The sequence below is a fragment of the Kitasatospora sp. GAS204B genome (assembly GCF_029892155.1).
In the GTDB taxonomy this organism is placed as follows: Bacteria; Actinomycetota; Actinomycetes; order Streptomycetales; family Streptomycetaceae; genus Kitasatospora.
In genome coordinates, this window is sequence record NZ_JARZAG010000033.1 from 47,405 (window position 1) to 66,703 (window position 19,299).

The 19,299-nt window shown below is 73.1% G+C and carries 17 protein-coding genes; 3 read left to right on the forward strand and 14 right to left on the reverse strand.

The features are described 5' to 3' along the window. Positions 1 to 80 precede the first annotated feature (80 nt). The 5 genes from ftsY to P3T41_RS32275 form a co-directional block, all read right to left on the reverse strand. Complete coding sequence (ftsY, locus tag P3T41_RS32255; protein ID WP_280694135.1) at positions 81 to 1,298, reverse strand: signal recognition particle-docking protein FtsY; 1,218 nt, start codon at positions 1,296 to 1,298, stop codon at positions 81 to 83. Between the two features lie 48 nt (positions 1,299 to 1,346). Continuing rightward, on the reverse strand, positions 1,347 to 4,949 hold the full coding sequence (smc, locus tag P3T41_RS32260) for a chromosome segregation protein SMC (RefSeq protein ID WP_280694136.1): 3,603 nt from the start codon (positions 4,947 to 4,949) through the stop codon (positions 1,347 to 1,349). A 249-nt stretch (positions 4,950 to 5,198) separates the two neighbouring features. Next, on the reverse strand, positions 5,199 to 5,402 hold the full coding sequence (locus P3T41_RS32265; RefSeq protein WP_035846027.1) for a hypothetical protein: 204 nt from the start codon (positions 5,400 to 5,402) through the stop codon (positions 5,199 to 5,201). 454 nt (positions 5,403 to 5,856) lie between these two features. Beyond that, positions 5,857 to 6,138, reverse strand: a complete 282-nt coding sequence (locus tag P3T41_RS32270; RefSeq protein WP_280694137.1) for an acylphosphatase — start codon at positions 6,136 to 6,138, stop codon at positions 5,857 to 5,859. An 85-nt stretch (positions 6,139 to 6,223) separates the two neighbouring features. Then, the gene (locus P3T41_RS32275; protein WP_280694138.1) at positions 6,224 to 7,636 is read right to left on the reverse strand and encodes a hypothetical protein; all 1,413 of its coding nucleotides are present in this window, start codon (positions 7,634 to 7,636) and stop codon (positions 6,224 to 6,226) included. Between the two features lie 302 nt (positions 7,637 to 7,938). Between P3T41_RS32275 and P3T41_RS32280 the strand changes: the two genes are divergently transcribed. The 3 genes from P3T41_RS32280 to P3T41_RS32290 all read left to right on the forward strand — a co-directional run bounded on the left by P3T41_RS32280 (position 7,939) and on the right by P3T41_RS32290 (position 11,177). Beyond that, positions 7,939 to 8,520, forward strand: a complete 582-nt coding sequence (locus P3T41_RS32280; RefSeq protein WP_280694139.1) for a DUF6542 domain-containing protein — start codon at positions 7,939 to 7,941, stop codon at positions 8,518 to 8,520. Further along, positions 8,513 to 10,147 (forward strand): LCP family protein, encoded by a 1,635-nt coding sequence (locus P3T41_RS32285; RefSeq protein ID WP_280694140.1) that lies wholly within the window; start codon positions 8,513 to 8,515, stop codon positions 10,145 to 10,147. The genes P3T41_RS32280 and P3T41_RS32285 overlap by 8 nt, the downstream gene beginning before the upstream one ends. A gap of 103 nt (positions 10,148 to 10,250) precedes the next feature. After that, positions 10,251 to 11,177, forward strand: a complete 927-nt coding sequence (locus P3T41_RS32290) for a hypothetical protein (protein WP_280694141.1) — start codon at positions 10,251 to 10,253, stop codon at positions 11,175 to 11,177. A 52-nt stretch (positions 11,178 to 11,229) separates the two neighbouring features. Here the strand turns inward: P3T41_RS32290 and mutM are convergent, their stop codons facing one another. From mutM to recG, 9 genes are all read right to left on the reverse strand, one after another. Beyond that, the gene (mutM, locus tag P3T41_RS32295) at positions 11,230 to 12,090 is read right to left on the reverse strand and encodes a bifunctional DNA-formamidopyrimidine glycosylase/DNA-(apurinic or apyrimidinic site) lyase (RefSeq protein ID WP_280694142.1); all 861 of its coding nucleotides are present in this window, start codon (positions 12,088 to 12,090) and stop codon (positions 11,230 to 11,232) included. 24 nt (positions 12,091 to 12,114) lie between these two features. Beyond that, complete coding sequence (gene rnc / locus P3T41_RS32300) at positions 12,115 to 12,891, reverse strand: ribonuclease III (RefSeq protein ID WP_280694143.1); 777 nt, start codon at positions 12,889 to 12,891, stop codon at positions 12,115 to 12,117. A gap of 20 nt (positions 12,892 to 12,911) precedes the next feature. Then, positions 12,912 to 13,085, reverse strand: coding sequence for a 50S ribosomal protein L32 (gene rpmF, locus P3T41_RS32305; protein ID WP_030056747.1), 174 nt, complete (start codon positions 13,083 to 13,085; stop codon positions 12,912 to 12,914). Positions 13,086 to 13,087: 2 nt separating this feature from the next. Further along, positions 13,088 to 13,732 (reverse strand): DUF177 domain-containing protein, encoded by a 645-nt coding sequence (locus tag P3T41_RS32310; RefSeq protein ID WP_280694144.1) that lies wholly within the window; start codon positions 13,730 to 13,732, stop codon positions 13,088 to 13,090. 178 nt (positions 13,733 to 13,910) lie between these two features. After that, the gene (locus P3T41_RS32315) at positions 13,911 to 15,101 is read right to left on the reverse strand and encodes a cell division initiation protein (protein ID WP_348533714.1); all 1,191 of its coding nucleotides are present in this window, start codon (positions 15,099 to 15,101) and stop codon (positions 13,911 to 13,913) included. Positions 15,102 to 15,182: 81 nt separating this feature from the next. Continuing rightward, positions 15,183 to 15,671: a pantetheine-phosphate adenylyltransferase gene (coaD, locus tag P3T41_RS32320; protein WP_280694146.1), complete on the reverse strand. Its 489-nt coding sequence runs from the start codon at positions 15,669 to 15,671 to the stop codon at positions 15,183 to 15,185. A gap of 49 nt (positions 15,672 to 15,720) precedes the next feature. Further along, the gene (gene rsmD, locus P3T41_RS32325; protein ID WP_280694147.1) at positions 15,721 to 16,284 is read right to left on the reverse strand and encodes a 16S rRNA (guanine(966)-N(2))-methyltransferase RsmD; all 564 of its coding nucleotides are present in this window, start codon (positions 16,282 to 16,284) and stop codon (positions 15,721 to 15,723) included. Positions 16,285 to 16,399: 115 nt separating this feature from the next. Further along, positions 16,400 to 16,912: a hypothetical protein gene (locus tag P3T41_RS32330; RefSeq protein ID WP_280694148.1), complete on the reverse strand. Its 513-nt coding sequence runs from the start codon at positions 16,910 to 16,912 to the stop codon at positions 16,400 to 16,402. Positions 16,913 to 17,052: 140 nt separating this feature from the next. Beyond that, complete coding sequence (gene recG / locus P3T41_RS32335; RefSeq protein ID WP_280694149.1) at positions 17,053 to 19,260, reverse strand: ATP-dependent DNA helicase RecG; 2,208 nt, start codon at positions 19,258 to 19,260, stop codon at positions 17,053 to 17,055. Positions 19,261 to 19,299 lie beyond the last annotated feature (39 nt).

Here is a 19,299-nt window from a genome sequence, read left to right on the forward strand (position 1 = left end):
GCGCCCTGAAAACCGGCGCCCTGAAAACCACTGGGCGCCCTCCCCGGTGGGAAGGACGCCCCGGCGGAGCCGACCGGCGGTCAGTCGCCAATCAGCGCGTCGACGAACGCACCCGGCTCGAACGGCGCCAGGTCGTCGGCGCCCTCGCCCAGGCCGATCAGCTTGACCGGCACGCCCAGCTCACGCTGCACCGCGACCACGATGCCGCCCTTCGCGGTGCCGTCCAGCTTGGTCAGCACGATGCCGGTGATGTCCACCACCTCGGCGAAGACCCGGGCCTGCACCAGGCCGTTCTGCCCGGTGGTGGCGTCCAGCACCAGCAGCACCTCGTCCACCGGGCCGTGCTTCTCGACCACCCGCTTGACCTTGCCGAGCTCGTCCATCAGGCCGGTCTTGGTGTGCAGCCGGCCCGCGGTGTCGATCAGCACGGTGTCGGCGCCCTCGGCGATCGCCTCCTTGACCGCGTCGAACGCGACCGAGGCCGGGTCGCCGCCCTCGGGCCCGCGGACGGTGCGCGCACCGACCCGCTCGCCCCAGGTCTGCAGCTGGTCGGCGGCGGCGGCGCGGAAGGTGTCGGCGGCGCCGAGCACCACCGTGCGGCCGTCGGCCACCAGCACCCGGCCGAGCTTGCCGGAGGTGGTGGTCTTGCCGACGCCGTTGACACCGACCACCAGGACCACCGCCGGGCGGCCGTCCTCGTGCTTGGCGGTCTTCAGCGTGCGGTCGGCCTCGGTGCCGATCAGCGCGACCAGCTCCTCCTGCAGCAGCGCGCGCAGCTCGGCCGGGGTGCGGGTGCCGAGCACCTTGACCCGGGTGCGCAGCCGTTCGACCAGCTCCTGGGTCGGGGCCACGCCGACGTCCGCCGTGAGCAGGGTCTCCTCGATCTCCTCCCAGGTGTCCTCGTCCAGCCGGTCCCGGGAGAGCAGGGCCAGCAGGCCCTTGCCGATCGAGTTCTGCGAACGCGACAGCCGCGAGCGCAGCCGGACCAGCCGGCCGGCGGTCGGCTCCGGCACCTCGACGGCGGGCGCCTCGACGGCCTGCTCGGCCTCGACCGCCTCGACGGCCCCCGCTGTCTCGACGGAGTCGGGGAGCTGGACCTCCTCGATGGTCTGCACCGGCGCCTCGCGCGGCGGCGCGGCCTCGTCACCGACCTGCGGCTCGCTCGGGGTCGTCGGCGCGACGGTGGTCGGGCGCTCGACCGGGGGCAGTTCCTTACGTCGTCTGCCGCTGACGACGAGGCCGGTGACCGCTCCGATGGCGACCACGGCGATGACTACGGCAAGGATCACGTATTCCATAACTCACCCAGTATCGGTGACACCGGGCCCCAGCGGCGGCAACCGTGCTCAGACCGTTGCCTCCCGCGGCTGCGGCGCCCGCCGCTCCCGGTGTTCCTCGCGCAGCCGCTGGCTGATCACCTGGGAGATCCCGTCGCCCTTCATGGTCACGCCGTACAGCGCGTCGGCGCACTCCATGGTCAGCTTCTGGTGGGTGATCACGATCAGCTGCGAGCTGTCCCGCAGCTCCTCCATGATCGCGATCAGCCGGCGCAGGTTGGTCTCGTCCAGCGCCGCCTCCACCTCGTCCATCACGTAGAACGGGCTGGGGCGGGCCTTGAAGATGGCGACCAGCATGGCCACCGCGGTCAGCGAGCGCTCGCCACCGGAGAGCAGCGAGAGCCGCTTGACCTTCTTGCCCGGCGGACGGGCCTCCACCTCGACGCCGGTGGTGAGCATGTTGTCCGGGTCGGTCAGCACCAGCCGGCCCTCGCCACCGGGGAAGAGCCGGGAGAAGACGCCCTCGAACTGGGCGGCGGTGTCGTGGAAGGCGGCGGCGAAGAGCTGCTCCACCCGCTGGTCCACGTCCCGGACGATCTCCAGCAGGTCGCGCCGGCTCTTCTTGAGGTCGTCCAGCTGCTCCCCGAGGAACTGGTGGCGCTCCTCCAGCGCGGCGAACTCCTCCAGCGCCAGCGGGTTGACCCGGCCCAGCTGCTGGTAGGCCTTCTCGGCCGCGCGCAGCCGCTTCTCCTGCTCGGCCCGGACGTACGGGCGGGCCTCCCCCGGCTCCTCTCCCTCCTCGGGCGGCTGCGCGGGCACCGGCTGGTCGGGGCCGAAGCCGGCCAGCAGCTCCTCCCCCTCGATGCCGAACTCCTCCAGCGCGCGGGCCTCCAGCTGTTCGATCCGCAGCCGCTTCTCGGCCCGCAGCACCTCGTCCCGGTGCCCGGCGTCGACCAGCTTGTCCAGCTCGTCCTTGAGTTCCCGGCCCCGCTCGCGGATCTCGCGCAGCGCGCTCTCCCGTTCGGCCCTGGCCCGCTCGACCGCCGTGCGCTCGGCGTCCGCCCGGCCCAGCGAGACCTCGAGGCAGCCGAGCAGCTGCCGGGCGCCGACCGCGACCGCCCCCGCCACCCGGGCCTGCACCGCGGCGTGGCGGCGGCGCTCGGCCGCCCGCGCCCTGGCCTCGCGCTCGGCACGGGCCGCGCGGTCCAGGCCGTCGGCCCGGCCGGCGAGCGAGCGGACCCGCTCCTCGTGGGTCCGCACCGCGAGCCGGGCCTCCAGCTCCGCCTGCCGGGCGGCGGTCCCGGCCCCGGCCAGCCGGTCGCGCTCGGCGGGGTCGGGCTCCTCGGACTGCTCCTCGGCCAGCTCCTCGGCGGCGGCGAGCCGCTCGGCCAGCTCGGCGGCGGCCTCGGCCGCGGCGGCCCGGCCCTCCTCGGCACGCCGCACGGCGGCGGCGGCGCGCTCGGCCTCGCCGGCGGCGGCCCGCGCCTGGCCCCCCAGCCGACCGAGCGAACCGGCCACCTCGGCGCGCTGCTTCTCGGTCCGGCGGCGCTCGGCGGCCAGCCGGTCCAGCTGCTCGGCGCACTCGCGGCGGTGGTCCTTGGCCTCGGCGAGCCGCTCGGCCAGTTCGGCGCAGCGGCCGGTCAGCTCCTCGATCGCGCGCGCCGCCGCGTCCACCGCGGCCTGGGTCTCCAGCTGGCTGGGCGGTCCGGCCGAGCCGCCCTGGGCGAGGTGGGCGGCCAGCAGGTCGCCGTCGGCGGTGACGGCGGTCAGCTCGGGGTGGGCGGCGAGCAGCCGGCGGGCGGCGTCCAGGTCGGCGACCACCGCGGTGCGGGCCAGCAGGATCCGCACCGCGTGCAGCAGCTCGGCGGGGCCTGCCACCAGCTCGGCGGCCCAGCGGGCCCCCTCGGGAGCGGGCCCGACCGGCTGCTCGGCACCGACCGAACCGGCCGGCCCACCCGCGATCAGCAGCGCCGCACGGCCCGCGTCCCGCTCGCGCAGCAGCCGCAGCGCGGCACTCGCCGCCTGCGGGTCGGCGACCGCGACGGCGTCGGCCGCCACGCCGAGCGCGGCGGCCACCGCCACCTCGTGCCCGGGGGTGACGGTGAGCAGCTCGGCCGCCGGGCCGAGCAGGCCGGCCAGCGGTTCGGCGCCGTCCAGCAGCGCTCCGGTGCCGTCCTTGCGCCGCAGGCCGAGCGAGAGCGCCTCGTGACGGGCCGTCAGGGCGGCGCGCTCCCGCTCCGCGACGGCCGCGGCCTCGCGGACCGCGCTCAGCTCCCGTTCGGCGCCGGCCAGCGCCTCACGCGCCTGCTCGTGCGCCGCCTCCAGCTGCTCGTCGCCGGATTCCAGGCCCGCGACCTGCTCCTGGAGCAGTTCCCACTCGGCCTGCGCGGCCTCGGCGCGCAGCGCGGCCTCGTCCCGGGCGGTGGCCAGGCGCTCGATCTCGGCCTGCGCGCCGGCGGCCCGGGAGGCGGCCGCGGCGGCCTGGCCCTGCAGCCGGGCGAGCCCTTCACGGCGGTCCGCCACCGCTCGGGCGGCCGCCTTGAGCCGCTGCTCCTCCTCGGTGAGCGCGCGCTCGGCGGCGGCCCTGGTCTCCACCGCCTCGGCCAGCGCGTACTGGGCCTCCTCCAGTGCCTCGGCCAGCGCGGCCTCCTCGGCCCGGACCCGCTCGGCCTCGGCGGCCAGTTCCTCCGGGTCGCGACCGCGCCGTTCCTCGGCCTGGTCCGCGCTGCCGGCGTGCCGGACCTTGGCCTCGGCCAGGCCGATCGTCCCCCTGGTGCGTTCGACCAGCGCGGAGAGCTGGTACCAGGCCTGCCGGCTGGCCTCCAGGCGCGGCCCGAGCTGCTCGACCTGCGCCTCCAGCACCGCCTCCCGCTGCCGGGCCCGCTGCAGTTCCTGTTCCACGGCCGACTGGCGCAGCCGCAGCGCCAGCTCGTCCGCCACCTCGGCCTTTATGGCCTGACGCAGCGTCAGCAGATTGTCGGCGAGCAGCCGCAGCCGGGCGTCGCGCAGCTCGGCCTGGATCCCGGCGGCCCGCCTGGCGATCTTGGCCTGCCGGCCGAGCGGGCCGAGCTGGCGGCGCAACTCGGCCACCAGGTCCTGCACCCGGTTGAGGTTGGCGGCCATCGCGTCCAGCTTCCGCAGCGCCTTCTCCTTGCGCTTGCGGTGCTTGAGCACGCCGGCGGCCTCCTCGATGAAGGCACGGCGGCCCATCGGGTCGGCGTGCAGCACGGAGTCCAGCCGGCCCTGGCCGACGATCACGTGCATCTCCCGGCCGATGCCGGAGTCGGAGAGCAGTTCCTGGATGTCGAGCAGCCGGCAGGTGTCGCCGTTCAGCGCGTACTCGCTGCCGCCGTTGCGGAACATCGTCCGGGTGATCGTCACCTCGGCGTAGTCGATCGGCAGGGCGCCGTCACTGTTGTCGATGGTCAGACTGACCTCGGCCCGGCCGAGCGGGGCCCGCCCGCTGGTCCCGGCGAAGATGACGTCCTCCATCTTGCCGCCGCGCAGCGATTTGACCCCCTGCTCGCCCATCACCCAGGAGAGCGCGTCGACCACGTTGGACTTGCCCGAGCCGTTCGGGCCGACCACACAGGTGATGCCCGGCTCGAAGCGCAGGGTGGTCGCCGAGGCGAAGGACTTGAAGCCGCGCAGCGTCAGACTCTTGAGGTGCACAGCGATCGACTGTATCCGCCCGCTGCGCCGGTTTCGGGAGGGCGGGCCGTGGGCAGCATCGGACAAACAGAACGTGACGGGGGGAGAGACGACGAAGGGACGCCGGTGAAGGCGTCCCTGATGATCGCGTCCCGCCGCAGGACGCCCGGTCCGATCAGTCGATCAGCACGGGTGCTCCAGTGGCGGAGCGGACAACATCCGCGCGCGGCAAAGCCGGCCGGTACGGGACCGGTCGACCTGGATTGTGCTTCAGGTGAGTGCGGGCTCCCGCTGTCCGAGGCCGATACTGTCGAGCAGGGAGTGCTCGTCAGCGACAGCCACCAGTGCGTCGTTCTCGGCCTGCATCCGAACAAGTTCGGCTTCCAGGTCCTGGACGCGCTGCTGAAGCCGCCGCATCTCGGACAGCATTCGCGGGTCGGGACCGCCGACGTACCCGAGAAGCGCCTTTGCCATGATGTATGGTCCTCCACGCTGAGTGACCGAACCGGTACGGTACAGGTCGAGGGGAAGGGATTGACGCGCGCGCTCGCGAATGCCGGGCAGCCGGCTTGCCAGCCTGGTCAGGCACTGTGGATGTACGGCCACAGGGCATGGCCCTGCCCGAAATCACGGTCGCGTGCGCGGGCTTCCAGCGTCTCACCAAAGACCGTACGGGTCAACACGATCACCGCGTGCTACGGCGCCGCTGTCACCTGCATGGCGGTCGACTCACGCCACGGGTAGCGGATGACACCACCGAACGTCCGGTGGATCACTGCACGATGCGGAGTTAACCACGAGTGGACGGCGATGGCAACCACCGCTCCAGCGGCCCACCATCGGGCAGCGGACCTGCCCTGATCTCTCGGGCACCGCTGCCGCCGCTGCCGCCGCTGCCGCGGCGCCCGCGGTTCTCCCGCGGGCGCGCTCAGCGGATCGCGAAGCCGTCGTAGCCCTCGCCGGTGGCGCTCCAGATCTCGGTGACGCCGGTCACCCGTCCCGGGGTGCCCGGGCCGCGGAGCAGCGCGAGCAACTGCTCGCAGCCGGCGTGCGGGCCCTCGGCGACCACCTGGACCCGGCCGTCGCCGAGGTTGCCGGCGTAGCCGGTCAGTCCGATCTCCAGCGCGCGGGCCCTGGTCCACCAGCGGAAGCCGACCTGCTGGACGGTGCCGCGCACCCAGATGGTGGCCCGTACGTCTTCGTCGTGCATCCTCCGACCTTAGGGCGTGACCGCCTCAGCAGGCCGGGCCCGCTCCGTGCGGAGCGGGCCCGGCCTGCGGCGCGGTGGGAGCGGCCTACCAGTCGCCGCCGCCGAAATCGCCACCGCCGCCGAAGTCGCCGCCACCGAAGTCGCCGCCACCGCCGAAGTCCCCGCTGCCGAAGCCGCCGAAGTCCGCCGGGTTGAAGTCGCCACCGGAGACGTCGCCGCCCTGGTACTGCTCGCCGCCGCCCGGGAAGCCGCCGTCGAACCCGGCACCGTAGCCACCGTCGTAGCCGCCGTCGGCCCAGCCGCCACCGGAGAAGACCGAGCCGAGCATGGTGCCGACCAGCAGGCCGGGCAGCAGGCCCGAGCCGTAGCTGTCGAAGTAGCCGCCCGCCCAGGGCCCGTAGGCCGGGCCGGCGTTCCAGTACGGCTGCGGGCCCTGAGCGGTCTGCACGGTGCGGATCGCCGGGTCCAGGCCGGTGGCCAGGCGCTGCGCGTCGGCCGCGCAGACCGGCACCGAGCGGGCCGCGCCGCCCATCGGCGCCCACTGCGCGTCCTGGACCGAGGGGCCGTGGCGCGGGTCGAAGAAGCACGGCGGACGGCGCTCCGGCAGCGGGCGGCCGGCCCGCCGGGCGGCCAGCGTGGCCAGCGAGAACCGGCCGTCCTCCAGCGCCTCGGTGACCGCCTTGACGTCCGCCGGGCGCTTGGCCTCGTCCATGGTGCGCTTGGCCCGCTCGTAGGCGTCCAGCGCGTGCTCGTAGTCGGCGCGCTGCGTGTCGTCCGCGCCGGGGGCGCCCGGCGTGAAGTCCAAGCGCTCCAACTCCTCACCGAAGGCGGTGATGTCCTCGTCGACCACGGTGCGCAGCGCGCGCAGTTCGGCCGCCAGCTGCTCGGCCCGGCGCTTGCGGGCCCGGCGGACCAGCAGGAAGGCGCCGCCGCCGACCAGCGCGAGCAGCACCAGCGGGACCACGATCAGCGCGGCGCTGAACCCGGAGCCGCCCGCGCCGGGCGCGTGACCTCGCACCTTCGGCGCGGCGTTGGTGACGAAATCGGTCAACGTCGCGTTGATATCTCCGTGGTGGGAGTCGAACGCGGCCTGGGCGTAGTTGCGAGCGGTCAGCTCGCTCATCGCGGCGCCATCGGTGCGGACGGCGAACTGGTCGCCGCGCCAGACCGCGTAGACGCCGGTGATGCCGGCCTTGGTGCGCAGATCGGCGATGACGGTGCTGGCCGGGTACTGGCTGGTGGCCGGCAGCACCGCGACCAGGATCGGCTTGTCGACGTCCTTGATCTTCTTGGTCAGGGCGTCGGCCTGGGCCTGGGAGAACTGGCCGGTCATCGCCGGATCGACGTAGACCTTGCCCTGCTTGAGTGCCGCGGACGCGTCGTCGAGCCCGCCCGCGGCGACGGCGGCGCCGGGGGCGAGCAACAGAAGCAGTCCGAGCAACATCGCCAGGACCGCACCCTGCCCGGCCGCCCGGGAGCGGTGAAGAACGATTCTCATGGACCAGACGCTACCGGTCCGCTCATCGGACCAGTCGGGAGCGGGTCGGCCGGCGCCGTCCGGCCGACCCGCCTGCGAGCCGTCAACTGCCAGCGACCCCATGATGGTTACCATGTCAACCAAGTAGGATCCAAAGTCAGATCAAAACTTATTCTCTTACGCAAGCGTTACGTAGCGGGAGTCGAGGAACCGTCGAGCGATCCGAAGTCGTCCCAACGCTTGCTAGATTGCGCAACTGTCACACGCCGGCGGTCGCCGGCTCGACCGCCGGCGACACCGGCCGACCGGACGAGGTAGGGGACATGGCAGGCCAACGGGCGAGCACGCCCACGAGCGAGGCACCGGACCAGCTGCGGCCCCGGGGCCGAGCACGCGGCGCACAGCTGCCGGCCCCGCGGCGCGGCGCGGACACGCCGCTGCCCGACCAGGGCCAGGCCCCGGCGCGGCGAGCCGCCCGGTCCCGGGCCGGCACCCGGACCCGCCGCCCCAATCCGGGCGCCACCGTGCTGGCGGCGCTCGGCCTGCCCGTGATCGGCGCGTTCACCGACGAGTTGCTCGGCTCCGCGCCCGGCGGGGTCTTCACGGTGCTGACCGTGCTCGGCACCGCCGCCGCCGGCTGGCTGGCCACCCGGGCCGGCTGGTGGTGGGTGCTCACCGCAGTCGCCCCGGTGGTGCTCGGCTGCACGGCCGGCGCCGAACTGCTGGCCAACCGGGCGCAGTACGCCAACACCAAGGCACTGGCCACCGGCGCCGCCAAGTGGGCCGTGCACGGCTTCCCGGTGATGGCCTACGCGCTCGGCGCCGCGCTGCTGGTGATCGTGCTGCGGGTCGTCCTGGAGCACCGGCAGCGTCCGGAGCGGCAGAAGAGGAGCCGCCGTGGCTGACCGGCCCAGCCCCGCCCGCCGCGCCGCCGCCAAGCCCGGCAGGCCCAGGCCCGGACGACGCTCGCCGCTGCTGGTCGCCGGACGCATGGTGGCCTGCGTCACCTCGCTCGCGGTGCTCGGCACCTGCGGCTTCACCTGGTACGCGGTCCACGCGCTGTCCAGCGACATGACCACCTCCAGCGCGCTGGACGAGATCAGGAACGGCGCCCCGCCGCACCTGGACAACTCGGTGAACCTGCTGCTGATCGGCCTGGACAGCCGCAAGGACATGAACGGCAACGACCTGCCGGGCGAGTTCGTCCAGGACGAGCTGCACGCCGGCTCCAGCAGCGAGGTCGGCGGCTACAACACCAACACCCTGATGCTGATGCACATCCCGGCCAACGGCGGGCAGGTCACGGCGCTCTCCATCCCGCGCGACGACTACGTCCAGACCGTGGGCGCGGACGGCAGGATGCACAAGATCAAGGAGGCCTACGGCATCGCCAAGGCGGCCGCCGAGGCCAAGCTGGCGAGCAAGGGCCTGAACAAGGCCGAGCTGGAGCGGCAGAGCCGGGAGGCCGGGCGCAAGGCGACGCTGGCCACCGTGCAGAGCTTCCTCGGCGTGCCGATCGACCACTTCGCCGAGGTCAACCTGGTCGGCTTCTACGACATCGCCAAGGCGGTGCAGCCGATCACGGTCTGCCTCAACAACGCCACCAAGGACCCCGCGATGGCGGGCCAGGGTTCCGGTGCCGACTTCCACGCCGGGCTCAACACGCTCAACGCCTCGCAGGCGCTCTCCTTCGTCCGCCAGCGCCACAACCTGGCCGGCGGCGACTTCGACCGCACCCACCGCCAGCAGGCCTTCATCGCCTCGGTGGTGAAGAAGCTCAAGGACCAGGGCGTGGTCGGCGACCTCGGCAAGATGCAGCAGCTGCTCGACGTGGTCAAGAAGGACGTGGTGACCGACGACCGGTGGAACGTGCTGGACTTCGCGCAGCAGGCGCCCAACCTCTCGGGCGGCCACGTCGAGGCCAACACGCTGCCGATCGCCGGCTTCGCGACGATCAACGGGCAGGACGTCAACAAGGTCGACCCGGTGCAGATCAAGCGGATCGTCCAGCAGCTGATCGGACGCGACCCGTTGCCGGCCGGCAACACCGTGGACAGTGCGAGCCAGGCCCCGGCGCCGAGCCCGGACGCGCCCACCGCCCCGAGCCCGGCCGCCGACCAGGGCGCCAAGGCGAGCGGCACCGTCGACGTGACCAACACCTCCACCGTCCCGCACGCCGCCGACACCGAGGCCAAGGCGCTGACCGCACTCGGGTTCACCACCGGCCGCACCGCCCAGGGCGCCCGGCAGAGCCGGACCACGGTGGCCTACGGCCCCGGTGCGAAGGACGCGGCCGACCAGGTGGCGGCCCGCTACGGCGTTACGGCGACCGCGAATCCCGCCGTCAAGGCCGGGCACGTCCAGCTGACCCTGGGCAGCACCTTCACCCCACCCGCCGGGACGGCCAACGGCTCCGCCCCGGCCGCCGCCGCGCCGACCGCCGCCGCCACCCCCGGTGCCGGCGACCCGGCGGCCGGTCTGCCGATGCAGGGGCCCGCGGTGAGGATGGGCGGCATCCCCTGCGTCGACTGACCAGGTCCACGGGACGGGACAGGGTTTCGCCGGGCCCTGTCCCGCAGGGCATAGTGGGACCCATCCCGCCCTTCGCGCACCGCGCGCCTCGATCGGAGTTTCAGTGATCATCGGCCTGGTGACCGCCGTCGCGGCCTCCACCTGCTACGGCGTCGGCTCGGTGCTGCAAGCGGTCGGCTCGCGCCGCTCGGCCCGTGAGGAGGGCCGGGCCGAGTCGGCGGGTGCCGCGAAGACCCAGGTCACCGAGCACGGCGGGCCCAGCCTGAGTTCCACCGCCAAGGCCGTGGTCACCTGGGAGTTCATCCTCGGCACGGTGCTCGACTTCGTCGGCTTCCTGCTGGGCGCGCTCTCCGCCCGGTTGCTGCCGCTCTTCCTCTCCCAGACGGTGATCAGCGCCAACCTGGTGATCACCGCGCTGTGCAGCATCAAGCTGCTCGGCATCCGGCTCAAGCGCCCGGAGTGGACCGCGATCGGGGTGGTCTGCGGCGCGCTTGTGATGCTCGCGCTGGCCGCCGGGCACGAGGGCACCGGCACGGTGCCGCTGGCCACCCACTGGTGGCTGCTGCTGATCGCGATCGCGGTGATCGGCGGCGGCGCGCTGCTGGTGCGCCGGCTCGGCACCAACGGGGCGATCGTGGCCGGGCTGCTCTCCGGCCTCGGCTTCGGCGCGCTCGGCATCGGGGTGCGGATCCTGAACGGCGTGAACCCCTTCGACCTCGGCCAACTGGTCAGCGACCCGGCGCTGTACGCGATCCTGGTGGGCGGCCTGGGCGGGATGTACCTGCACACGGTCGCGCTGCAGATCGGCTCGGTGAACGGCGCCACCGCCGCCCTGGTGGTCGGCGAGACGGTGGTCCCCGGCATCGTCGGGGTGGTCTGGCTGGGCGACGCGACCCGGGCCGGACTGGGCTGGCTCGGCCTGCTCGGGTTCGTGCTCGCGGTGGCCGGCGCGGTGGCGGTGGCCCACTACGGGGAGGGCGAGGGCGCCATCCAACTGGAGGCGCGCGAGCACCAGACCGCCGCGCACTGAGCCGGCGCCCGCCGGCCCGCGGTCAGTCGGCCAGTGGTCAGGCGTCCAGTGCTCAGGCGGCGCGCTGGCGCGGCACCCGCTGGCAGCGCGGGCAGAAGTAGCTGGAGCGGTTCATCCAGGCGGCCCGCCGGATCGGGGTGCCGCAGCGGTAGCAGGGCTCGCCCTCTCGACCGTAGGCGTCCAGCGAGCGGGAGAAGTAGCCGCTCTCACCGTTCACGTTGACGTAGAGGCTGTCGAAGCTGGTGCCGCCGACGGCCAGCGCGGCCGTCATCACCTCGCGGGCGTTGGCCAGCAGCAGTTGCCCCAGCGGGCGGGTGAGGGTGTCGGTGGGGCGGTCGTAGTGCAGCTTGGAGCGCCAGAGCGCCTCGTCCGCGTAGATGTTGCCGACCCCGCTGATCAGGCTCTGGTCGAGCAGCGCGCGCTTGACCGTGGTGCGCTTGGCGCGCAGCGCGGTGAGGAAGCCGGCGTCGTCGAAGCGCGGGTCGAGCGGGTCCCGGGCGATGTGCGCGAGCGAGTGGGGCAGCCCGTCGGCGTCCAGTTCCTCGACCGCGAGGTGGCCGAAGGTGCGCTGGTCGACGAAGCGCAGCTCGCGCCCGCCGTCGGTGAACCGCAGCCGGACCCGCAGATGGGTCTCGTCCGGGGTGGCCGGGTCCTGCACCAGCAGTTGCCCGCTCATCCCGAGGTGGCCGAGCAGCCCGAAGGTGCCGTCCGCGAACGGCAGCCAGAGGTACTTGCCGCGCCGCCGGGCCTCGCCCAGCGTGACGCCGCCGAGCCGGGCGGCGAAGTCGGCGCCGCCGGCGGCCTGGCGGCGCACCGCACGCGGGTGCAGCACCTCGGCCGCGGCGACGGTGCGGCCGCTGACCCAGCGGGCCAGACCGCGCCTGACCACCTCGACCTCGGGGAGTTCGGGCACGGCCGACGCCTCTCTCGAACGCTCTCAGGCGGCCGGACTGGTCGGGCCGTCGCCGTACTTGGCCTTGATCGCCCGCCACGCGCTCTCGGCGGCCTTCTGCTCGGCTTCCTTCTTCGAGCGTCCCGTCCCGCTGCCGAAGGCCTCGCCGGCCACCCGGGCGGCCGCGTTGAAGGTCTTCTCGTGGTCCGGGCCGGACTCCTCGACCACGTACTCGGGCACGCCGATGCCCACCGAGGCGGTGAGCTCCTGCAGGCTGGTCTTCCAGTCGAGACCGGCGCCCAGCTGGGAGGACTCCGCGATCAGCGGGTCGAAGAGCCGGTGCACGAAGTCGGTCGCCGACTCCAGGCCCTGGTCGAGGTAGATGGCGCCGATCACGGCCTCGACGGTGTCCGCGAGGATCGAGGACTTGTCGCGACCGCCGGTGCCCTCCTCGCCCTTGCCGAGCCGGATGAAGGTGCCGAGCTCCAGACCGCGCCCCACCTCGGCGAGCGCACGGGAGTTGACCACCGCGGCCCGCAGCTTGGCGAGCGTGCCCTCCGGCACATCCGGGTGGATGCGGTAGAGGGTGTCGGTCACCACCAGGCCCAGTACCGAGTCGCCCAGGAACTCCAGGCGCTCGTTGGTGGGCAGGCCGCCGTTCTCGTAGGCGAACGACCGGTGCGTCAGAGCACGCACCAGAAGGGCGCGCTCGAGTTCGAACCCGAGGCGCCCTTCCAGGACGTCGTATGCGGTCGAGGCCGGCCCGCCGCCCTTCAGCCCGTTGCTGGCCGAGGACTTACGGGTTGAGTTACCGTCCGACATCGATCGATGCACCCCGCCGATCAGACCGAGAGGACCTGGCGACGGTTGTACGTGCCGCAGCTCGGGCACGCGATGTGACCCAGCTTCGGCTCGTGGCAGCGGTCGCACGCCACGAGGGCCGGGACGACGGCCTTCCAGTTGGAACGGCGGTGGCGCGTGTTGCTGCGCGACATCTTCCGCTTCGGAACAGCCACGGCTACTTCTCCTGGTTCTCGGCGAGACCCTCACGGGTGTCGCTGTCCTTGTTCTCGTCACCCTCGTCGCCGGGGGCGGCGGAGAGTCCCTGCAGAGCCGCCCACCGGGGGTCGGCGGCGTCATGGTGGTGGTCCGGGTCGTCGCTGAGCCGCACTCCGCACTCGGAGCACAGGCCCAGGCAGTCTTCCTGGCACACCGGCTGCAACGGCAGTGCGAGCACCACCGCGTCACGCAGCACCGGTTCGAGGTCGAAGAAGTCGCCCTCCAGCCGGTAAGTCTCTTCCTCGTCCTCGTCGGACTGCTCGTCCTCGGAGGACTTCCTGGTCCGACCGCGCTCGTCGGTCTCCGGGTAGTAGTACAGCTCCTGGAAGTCCACATCGAGGTCGTCCTCGACCGGCTCCAGGCAGCGCCCGCACTCACCCGTCACATGGGCCTCGGCGGTGCCCGAGACGAGCACTCCCTCGACCACCGACTCCAGGCGCAGCTCCAGGGTGATCTCGCTGCCGGTCGGAACACCGATCACGTCCGCGATCCCCAGGCCCTCGGGGGCCTTGAAGGTGCGCTCCACCGTACGCATCGAGCCGGCGCGGCGGCCGAGCTCATGCGTGTCGAACACGAGCGGGTCGCGGTGGTCGAGGCGGTTCACGGTTCCTGGCTTCCTGGCGGCGGGCGCATCTCTGCGCGGCGCGAGTGGTCTGTTGCTTGTGGGGTCCGGCCCGCCCTGCGGTTACGCGGGCAGCCGAACAATCCGGCGGCAGAGAGCCGGAGTGGTCAGCGTACCCGACGGTTCGCCCAGGCCCAACTTTCGCTCCCCGGCCCCGCGCTCAGCGGCCGCCGAGCTCCCGCAGCCTGGTCATGTCGATCATGCTGGTGTCGAAGAAGCTGGTCTCGTCCAGCGAAGCGGGCTGGACCGCCTGGACGGGCTGGGCCGGCGCCTGCTGGTAGTACCCGGGGTCGTAGGCGGGCTGGGCCGGGTAGCCGGCCGGCTGCTCCTGGTAGTAGCCGGTCGCGTACGGGTCGCCCTGCTGCTGGCCCTGCTGGTAGTACTGGCCCGCGTACGGGTCGCCCTGGCCGGCCGCCGGGTCGTAGCCGCCGCCGTAGGCGTCCTGGTAGCCGGCCTGCTGCGCGGCGGCGTACTGGACGGCGTTCGGCTCGGCGTACTCCTGGGGCGGGTAGGCCGGTGCCTGCTGCTGGAAGCCGGCGCCCTCGCCCGGGGCGGCCTGCCAGCCGGCCTGCGCGCCCGGCGCGGCGAGCGCGGGCTCCTGCGGCCAGCTCTGCTGCGCCGGGACGTCCTCCCGGTACCAGGGCTGCTCCTCGTCGCCCTCGGCGGCGAAGCCGGCGGCCACCGCCTCGGCCCGGTCCTTCTGCTGCTGGGCCTGGTCGGCGGCGGCCAGGTAGGCGCCGAGCTCGTCGATGGGGGCCTTGCCGATCAGCTTGTCGCGGCCCCGGCCGACCGCCTCCAGGGTGCCGCCGAGCACCGCCTGGAGGGTGGCGAGCTTCGCGTCCACGTACTCGTCGACCTCGGGGCTGGGGCTGATGGCGGGCTGGAACTCCTCGCCGTCCTCGACCTCGTAGGCGCCCTCGCCACGCAGCTTGTCGCGGCCCCGGCCGACGGCGCCGAGCGTCTTGGTCAGCACCACCTCGAAGTTGGCCAGCTTGCTGTCGACGTAGTCGTCGGCCTCCTGGCGCTTGACGGCGACCTCCTCGCGCGCCTCCGCGAGGATCCGGTCCGCCTGGGCCTGCGCCCGGCGGACCACCTCGGTGTCGGAGATCAGCGAGCCCCGCTCGCTGTGCGCCCCCTGGATGATCCGCTCGGCCTCGCCGCGGGCGTCGGCCACCATCTGCTCGTGGTCGGCCATCACCGACTGGGCCTGGGCGAGTTCGGCGGGCAGCTCCTCACGCAGCCCCTGCAGCAGCGTCACCAGCTCGGCCCGGTTCACCACACAGGAGGCCGACATGGGCATCGCGCGGGCGTTCTCGACCACGGCGATGATCTCGTCGACTCTGTTCTGCACGTCCACGGGGCTTCTGTCTTTCCGTGAGTACCGCGGGGCGGGACTACAGACTGTACGTCAGAATCCGCGGCGCTCTTCTCCCTACTGGGCGGCCCGTTCGGCGATCCGCTCCACCAGGCGGCGGTGCACCAGCGGCGGGATCAGGTGCGAGACGTCGCCCCCGTAGGAGGCGACCTCCTTGACCAGGGTCGAGGAGAGGAAGCTGTAGGTCGGGGAGGTGGGCACGAAGAGCGTCTCGACGCCGGTCAGGCCGCGGTTCATCTGGGCCATCTGCAGCTCGTAGTCGAAGTCGCTGACCGCGCGCAGGCCCTTGACGATGGCCGGGATGTTCCGGTCCCGGCAGAAGTCCACCAGCAGCCCGTGGTGCGACTCGACCACGACATTGCCGTACCGCTCGCAGGTCTCCTCGATCAGCGCGATCCGCTCCTCGACGGTGAACAGGCCCTGCTTGTTCTTGTTGATCAGCACCGCGACGTGGACCACGTCGTAGAGCTGGGAGGCCCGCTCGATGATGTCGAGGTGCCCGTTGGTGATCGGGTCGAACGAACCCGGACAGACGGCGCGGCGCATTGCGGTGTACTTCCCTCTCGGTAGTGGTCCCCGGCCGGTGCGGCCGTGGTCAGACGGCCTGCCCGTACCAGAGCGTGCCCTCGCCGTAGCGGCGGGAGCGCAGCGCTTCGAATCCCCCGGGCCAGGCGAATTCGCCGCCCCGGGTGCTGCGTTCCACGGTGACGAGTGCGTCGTCCGTGAGCCAGCCCCCAGCTCGGAGTGTGATCAGCATCTCGCGCAGTTCGGCATCGGTCACCGCGTAGGGCGGGTCCAGGAAGACCAGGTCGTACGGCTCGCCGGGAGCGGCCCCGGCCACCACCCGCTCGGCCCGATCGGCCCGCACCTCGGCGCCCGGCAGCGCCACCGTCTTGACGTTGGCCCGGATCACCCGGGCCGCGGCGGCGTCCGCCTCCACCAGCAGGACCTGGGCCGCACCCCGGGAGAGCGCCTCCAGGCCGACCGCACCGGAACCCGCGAACAGGTCGAGCAGCCGGGCCCCGGCGAGGGTGCCGCGCAGCGCCGCCAGGGTGGAGAACATCGCCTCGCGGGCCTTGTCGGAGGTCGGTCGGGTGCCCCGGCCGGGCGGTACGGCCAGTCGGCGGCCGCCGGCCGCCCCGGCGATGACGCGGGTCATGAGTGCTGGTTCCCTCTCTGCTTTCAGTGGCCACGCTATATGGACCGGCCTGCCAGAGAGGCCTCCGGGCCCGCCGCACGCGACGCGGCGGCGGGCCCGGAGGCGGACGGGTGGGCTACTCCTGCGGGGCGGCGGCGCCGAGCAGGCCGGGCGAGGCGTAGCGGGACCAGGAGAGGCAGCCGTCGGGCGGGCAGTGCTCGGGGCGGCGCGGGTCGTGGCCCAGCTCGCGCAGCTTGCTGCGGACCGAGTCGGGCGTGCGACCGAACCGGGCGGCTATCCGGGCGATGGTCTCGTTCTCGTGGAAGCGCCGGACCAGCTCCTCCTCGTGCTGCGGCACCCAGGGGGCGCCGTGTCCGGGGTAGAGCTCGCGCAGCACGTCGCGGTCGGGGATGGGCTCGGAGACGTCGGCGACGATCGCCAGCGCGCGCAGCGCGCGGTTCAGCGCGATCCGCAGGCTGGCGACGTCCTCCACCGGGAGGCGGAGCTTGCCGGCGGCCAGCGGGGCGGCGGCGGCCCCCTCGCGCCAGCCGGTCAGGGTGAGGGTGACCTCTCGGTCGTCGTCGCTGGCGAGTTCGACCCGGAAGACCTTGTCGCCCAGCGGGAGCTCGTTGAGATGACGGAATGCCATGGCAGGACCCCCAAATGTCGTGCCAGGAACGAAGCTTGAGGCTCCGTCCTGAACAGCTCCATTGTCGCGCGCGGCACTGACAATCGGCGGGTCGTGGGTGTGCGCCCGAAGGCCGTTCAGCCCTTGCCGAGGTGGGCCGTTCAGCCCTTGTCGAGGTAGGCCGCGCGGTCCTCGTCGAGCAGGCCGTCCAGCGCCGCCCGCAGGTCCTGATGGTCGGCCAGCTCCGGGTCGGCGGCGACCAGCGCGGCCGCCTCGGTCCTGGCCTCGGCGATGACCTCCTCGTCCTCCAGGACCGAGAGCACCTTGAGCGAGGACTTCACGCCGGACTGGGCCTGGCCGAGCACGTCGCCCTCGCGGCGCTGCTCCAGGTCGATCTTGGAGAGCGCGAAGCCGTCCAGGGTGCCGGCCACCGCCTCCAGCCGGGCCCGGGCCGCGCTGCCGGCCGGCATCTCGCTGACCAGCAGGCAGAGTCCGGGTGCGCTGCCACGCCCGACCCGGCCGCGCAGCTGGTGCAGCTGGGAGACGCCGAACCGGTCCGCGTCCATGATCACCATGGCGGTCGCGTTCGGGACGTTGACGCCGACCTCGATCACCGTGGTGGCGACCAGTACGTCGAGTTGCCCGGCCGAGAAGCGCTTCATCACGTCGTCCTTGGCCTCCGGCGCCAGCCGGCCGTGCAGGATCTCCACCCGCAGCCCGGCCAGCGGGCCCTTGGCGAGCATCTCGGCGGTCTCCACCACGCTCAGCGGCGGGCGCCGCTCGTCACCGGCGGCCCCCAGGTCCTCGGGGTCGTCGCCCTCGGCCTTGCGCTTCTTCTTCGCCGGCTTCTCTGGCGGCTCGTCGCCGATCCGCGGGCAGACCACGTAGGCCTGGTGGCCCTTGGCCACCTCCTCGCGGATCCGCTCCCAGGCACGGGCCAGGAAGTTGGGCTTCTCCACCGCGGGGACCACATGGCTGGAGATCGGCGAGCGGCCGGCCGGCAGCTGGTCGAGGACCGAGGTCTCCAGATCGCCGAAGACCGTCATGGCGACGGTGCGCGGGATCGGGGTGGCGGTCATCACCAGCAGGTGCGGCGGCTGCCCGCCCTTGGCCCGCAGCGCGTCGCGCTGCTCGACGCCGAACCGGTGCTGCTCGTCCACCACCACCAGGCCGAGGTCCCAGAACTTCACCTTGTCCTCGATCAGCGCGTGGGTGCCGATCGCGATCCCGGCGTCCCCGCACTGCATGTCGCTGAGCACCTGCCGGCGGGCCGGCACGCCCATCGAGCCGGTGAGCAGCACCACCTTGGTGCCGAGCTCCGAACCGCCGAGCATCCCGCCCTCGGCCAACTCCCCCATCATCTCGACGATCGAGCGGTGGTGCTGCTGGGCCAGCACCTCGGTCGGCGCGAGCAGCACGGCCTGCCCACCGGCGTCCACCACGGCGAGCATCGCGCGCAGCGCCACCAGCGTCTTGCCGGAGCCGACTTCGCCCTGCAACAGCCGGTGCATCGGGTGCTCGCTCGCCAGGTCGGCGAAGATCTCGGCGCCGACCGCCTGCTGACCGTCCGTCAGGGTGAACGGCAGCTTGGCGTCGAAGGCGTCCAGCAGCCCGCCCGGGCGGGCCGGGCGCGGCACGGCGGGCAACGCGTGTGCGGCGGCACGGCGCTGGGCGAGGGCGACCTGGAGCACGAAGGCTTCGTCCCAGCGCAGCCGGTCGCGGGCCCGCTCCAGCTCGGCCTGGTTGCGCGGGCGGTGGATCAGTTCGAGTGCCTCGGGCAGCGGCAGCAGCCCGCGCTCGGCGCGCAGCGTCTCGGGCAGCGGCTCGCCGACCGCGCCGAGGTGGGTGGTGAGCGCCATCTCGATCGCCAGTGAGAGCTTCCAGCTGGGCATCTGGGCGCTGGCCGGGTAGACCGGGATCATCCGGCCCGCGAACTGCGCGGCGGTGCCCGAGTCGGTGTCCTCGTCGATCAACTGGTAGTCGGGCGAGGCCAGTTGGCGGGTGCGGTTGAAGACGCCGACCTTGCCGGCGAACAGGCCCTGCAGGCCGGGCTTGAGCTCCTTCTGCCGCCAGCCCTGGTTGAAGAAGACCAGCGAGAGCCGCCCGCGCCCGTCGGTGACCACCACCTCCAGGCGGTCGCCCTTGCGGCCGCGGAACGGGATCAGGGTGACCTTCTCGATCCGGGCCAGCACGGTGACGTGCTCGTCGATCTCCAGCTCGTCCAGGCTGGTCAGCTGACCGCGCTCGGCGTAGCGGCGCGGATAGTGGTGCAGCAGGTCACCGACCGTGCGCAGCTTGAGGCTGTCGGCGAGCACCTTCGCGGTGCGGTCGCCGACCAGCTTCGTCAGGGGTTCGTCGAGAGCAGCCATCGCCCCCTATGGAACACCACGCGGCGGACAACGCGGGCG

Coding starts and splice junctions, on each gene's coding strand:
- ftsY (WP_280694135.1), bottom strand. CDS start 1,298: ATGGAATACGTGATCCTTGCCGTAGTCATCGCCGTGGTCGCCATCGGA.
- P3T41_RS32265 (WP_035846027.1), bottom strand. CDS start 5,402: ATGGCAAAGGCGCTTCTCGGGTACGTCGGCGGTCCCGACCCGCGAATG.
- P3T41_RS32270 (WP_280694137.1), bottom strand. CDS start 6,138: ATGCACGACGAAGACGTACGGGCCACCATCTGGGTGCGCGGCACCGTC.
- P3T41_RS32275 (WP_280694138.1), bottom strand. CDS start 7,636: ATGAGAATCGTTCTTCACCGCTCCCGGGCGGCCGGGCAGGGTGCGGTC.
- P3T41_RS32280 (WP_280694139.1), top strand. CDS start 7,939: ATGGCAGGCCAACGGGCGAGCACGCCCACGAGCGAGGCACCGGACCAG.
- rnc (WP_280694143.1), bottom strand. CDS start 12,891: ATGTCGGACGGTAACTCAACCCGTAAGTCCTCGGCCAGCAACGGGCTG.
- coaD (WP_280694146.1), bottom strand. CDS start 15,671: ATGCGCCGCGCCGTCTGTCCGGGTTCGTTCGACCCGATCACCAACGGG.
- rsmD (WP_280694147.1), bottom strand. CDS start 16,284: ATGACCCGCGTCATCGCCGGGGCGGCCGGCGGCCGCCGACTGGCCGTA.
- P3T41_RS32330 (WP_280694148.1), bottom strand. CDS start 16,912: ATGGCATTCCGTCATCTCAACGAGCTCCCGCTGGGCGACAAGGTCTTC.
- recG (WP_280694149.1), bottom strand. CDS start 19,260: ATGGCTGCTCTCGACGAACCCCTGACGAAGCTGGTCGGCGACCGCACC.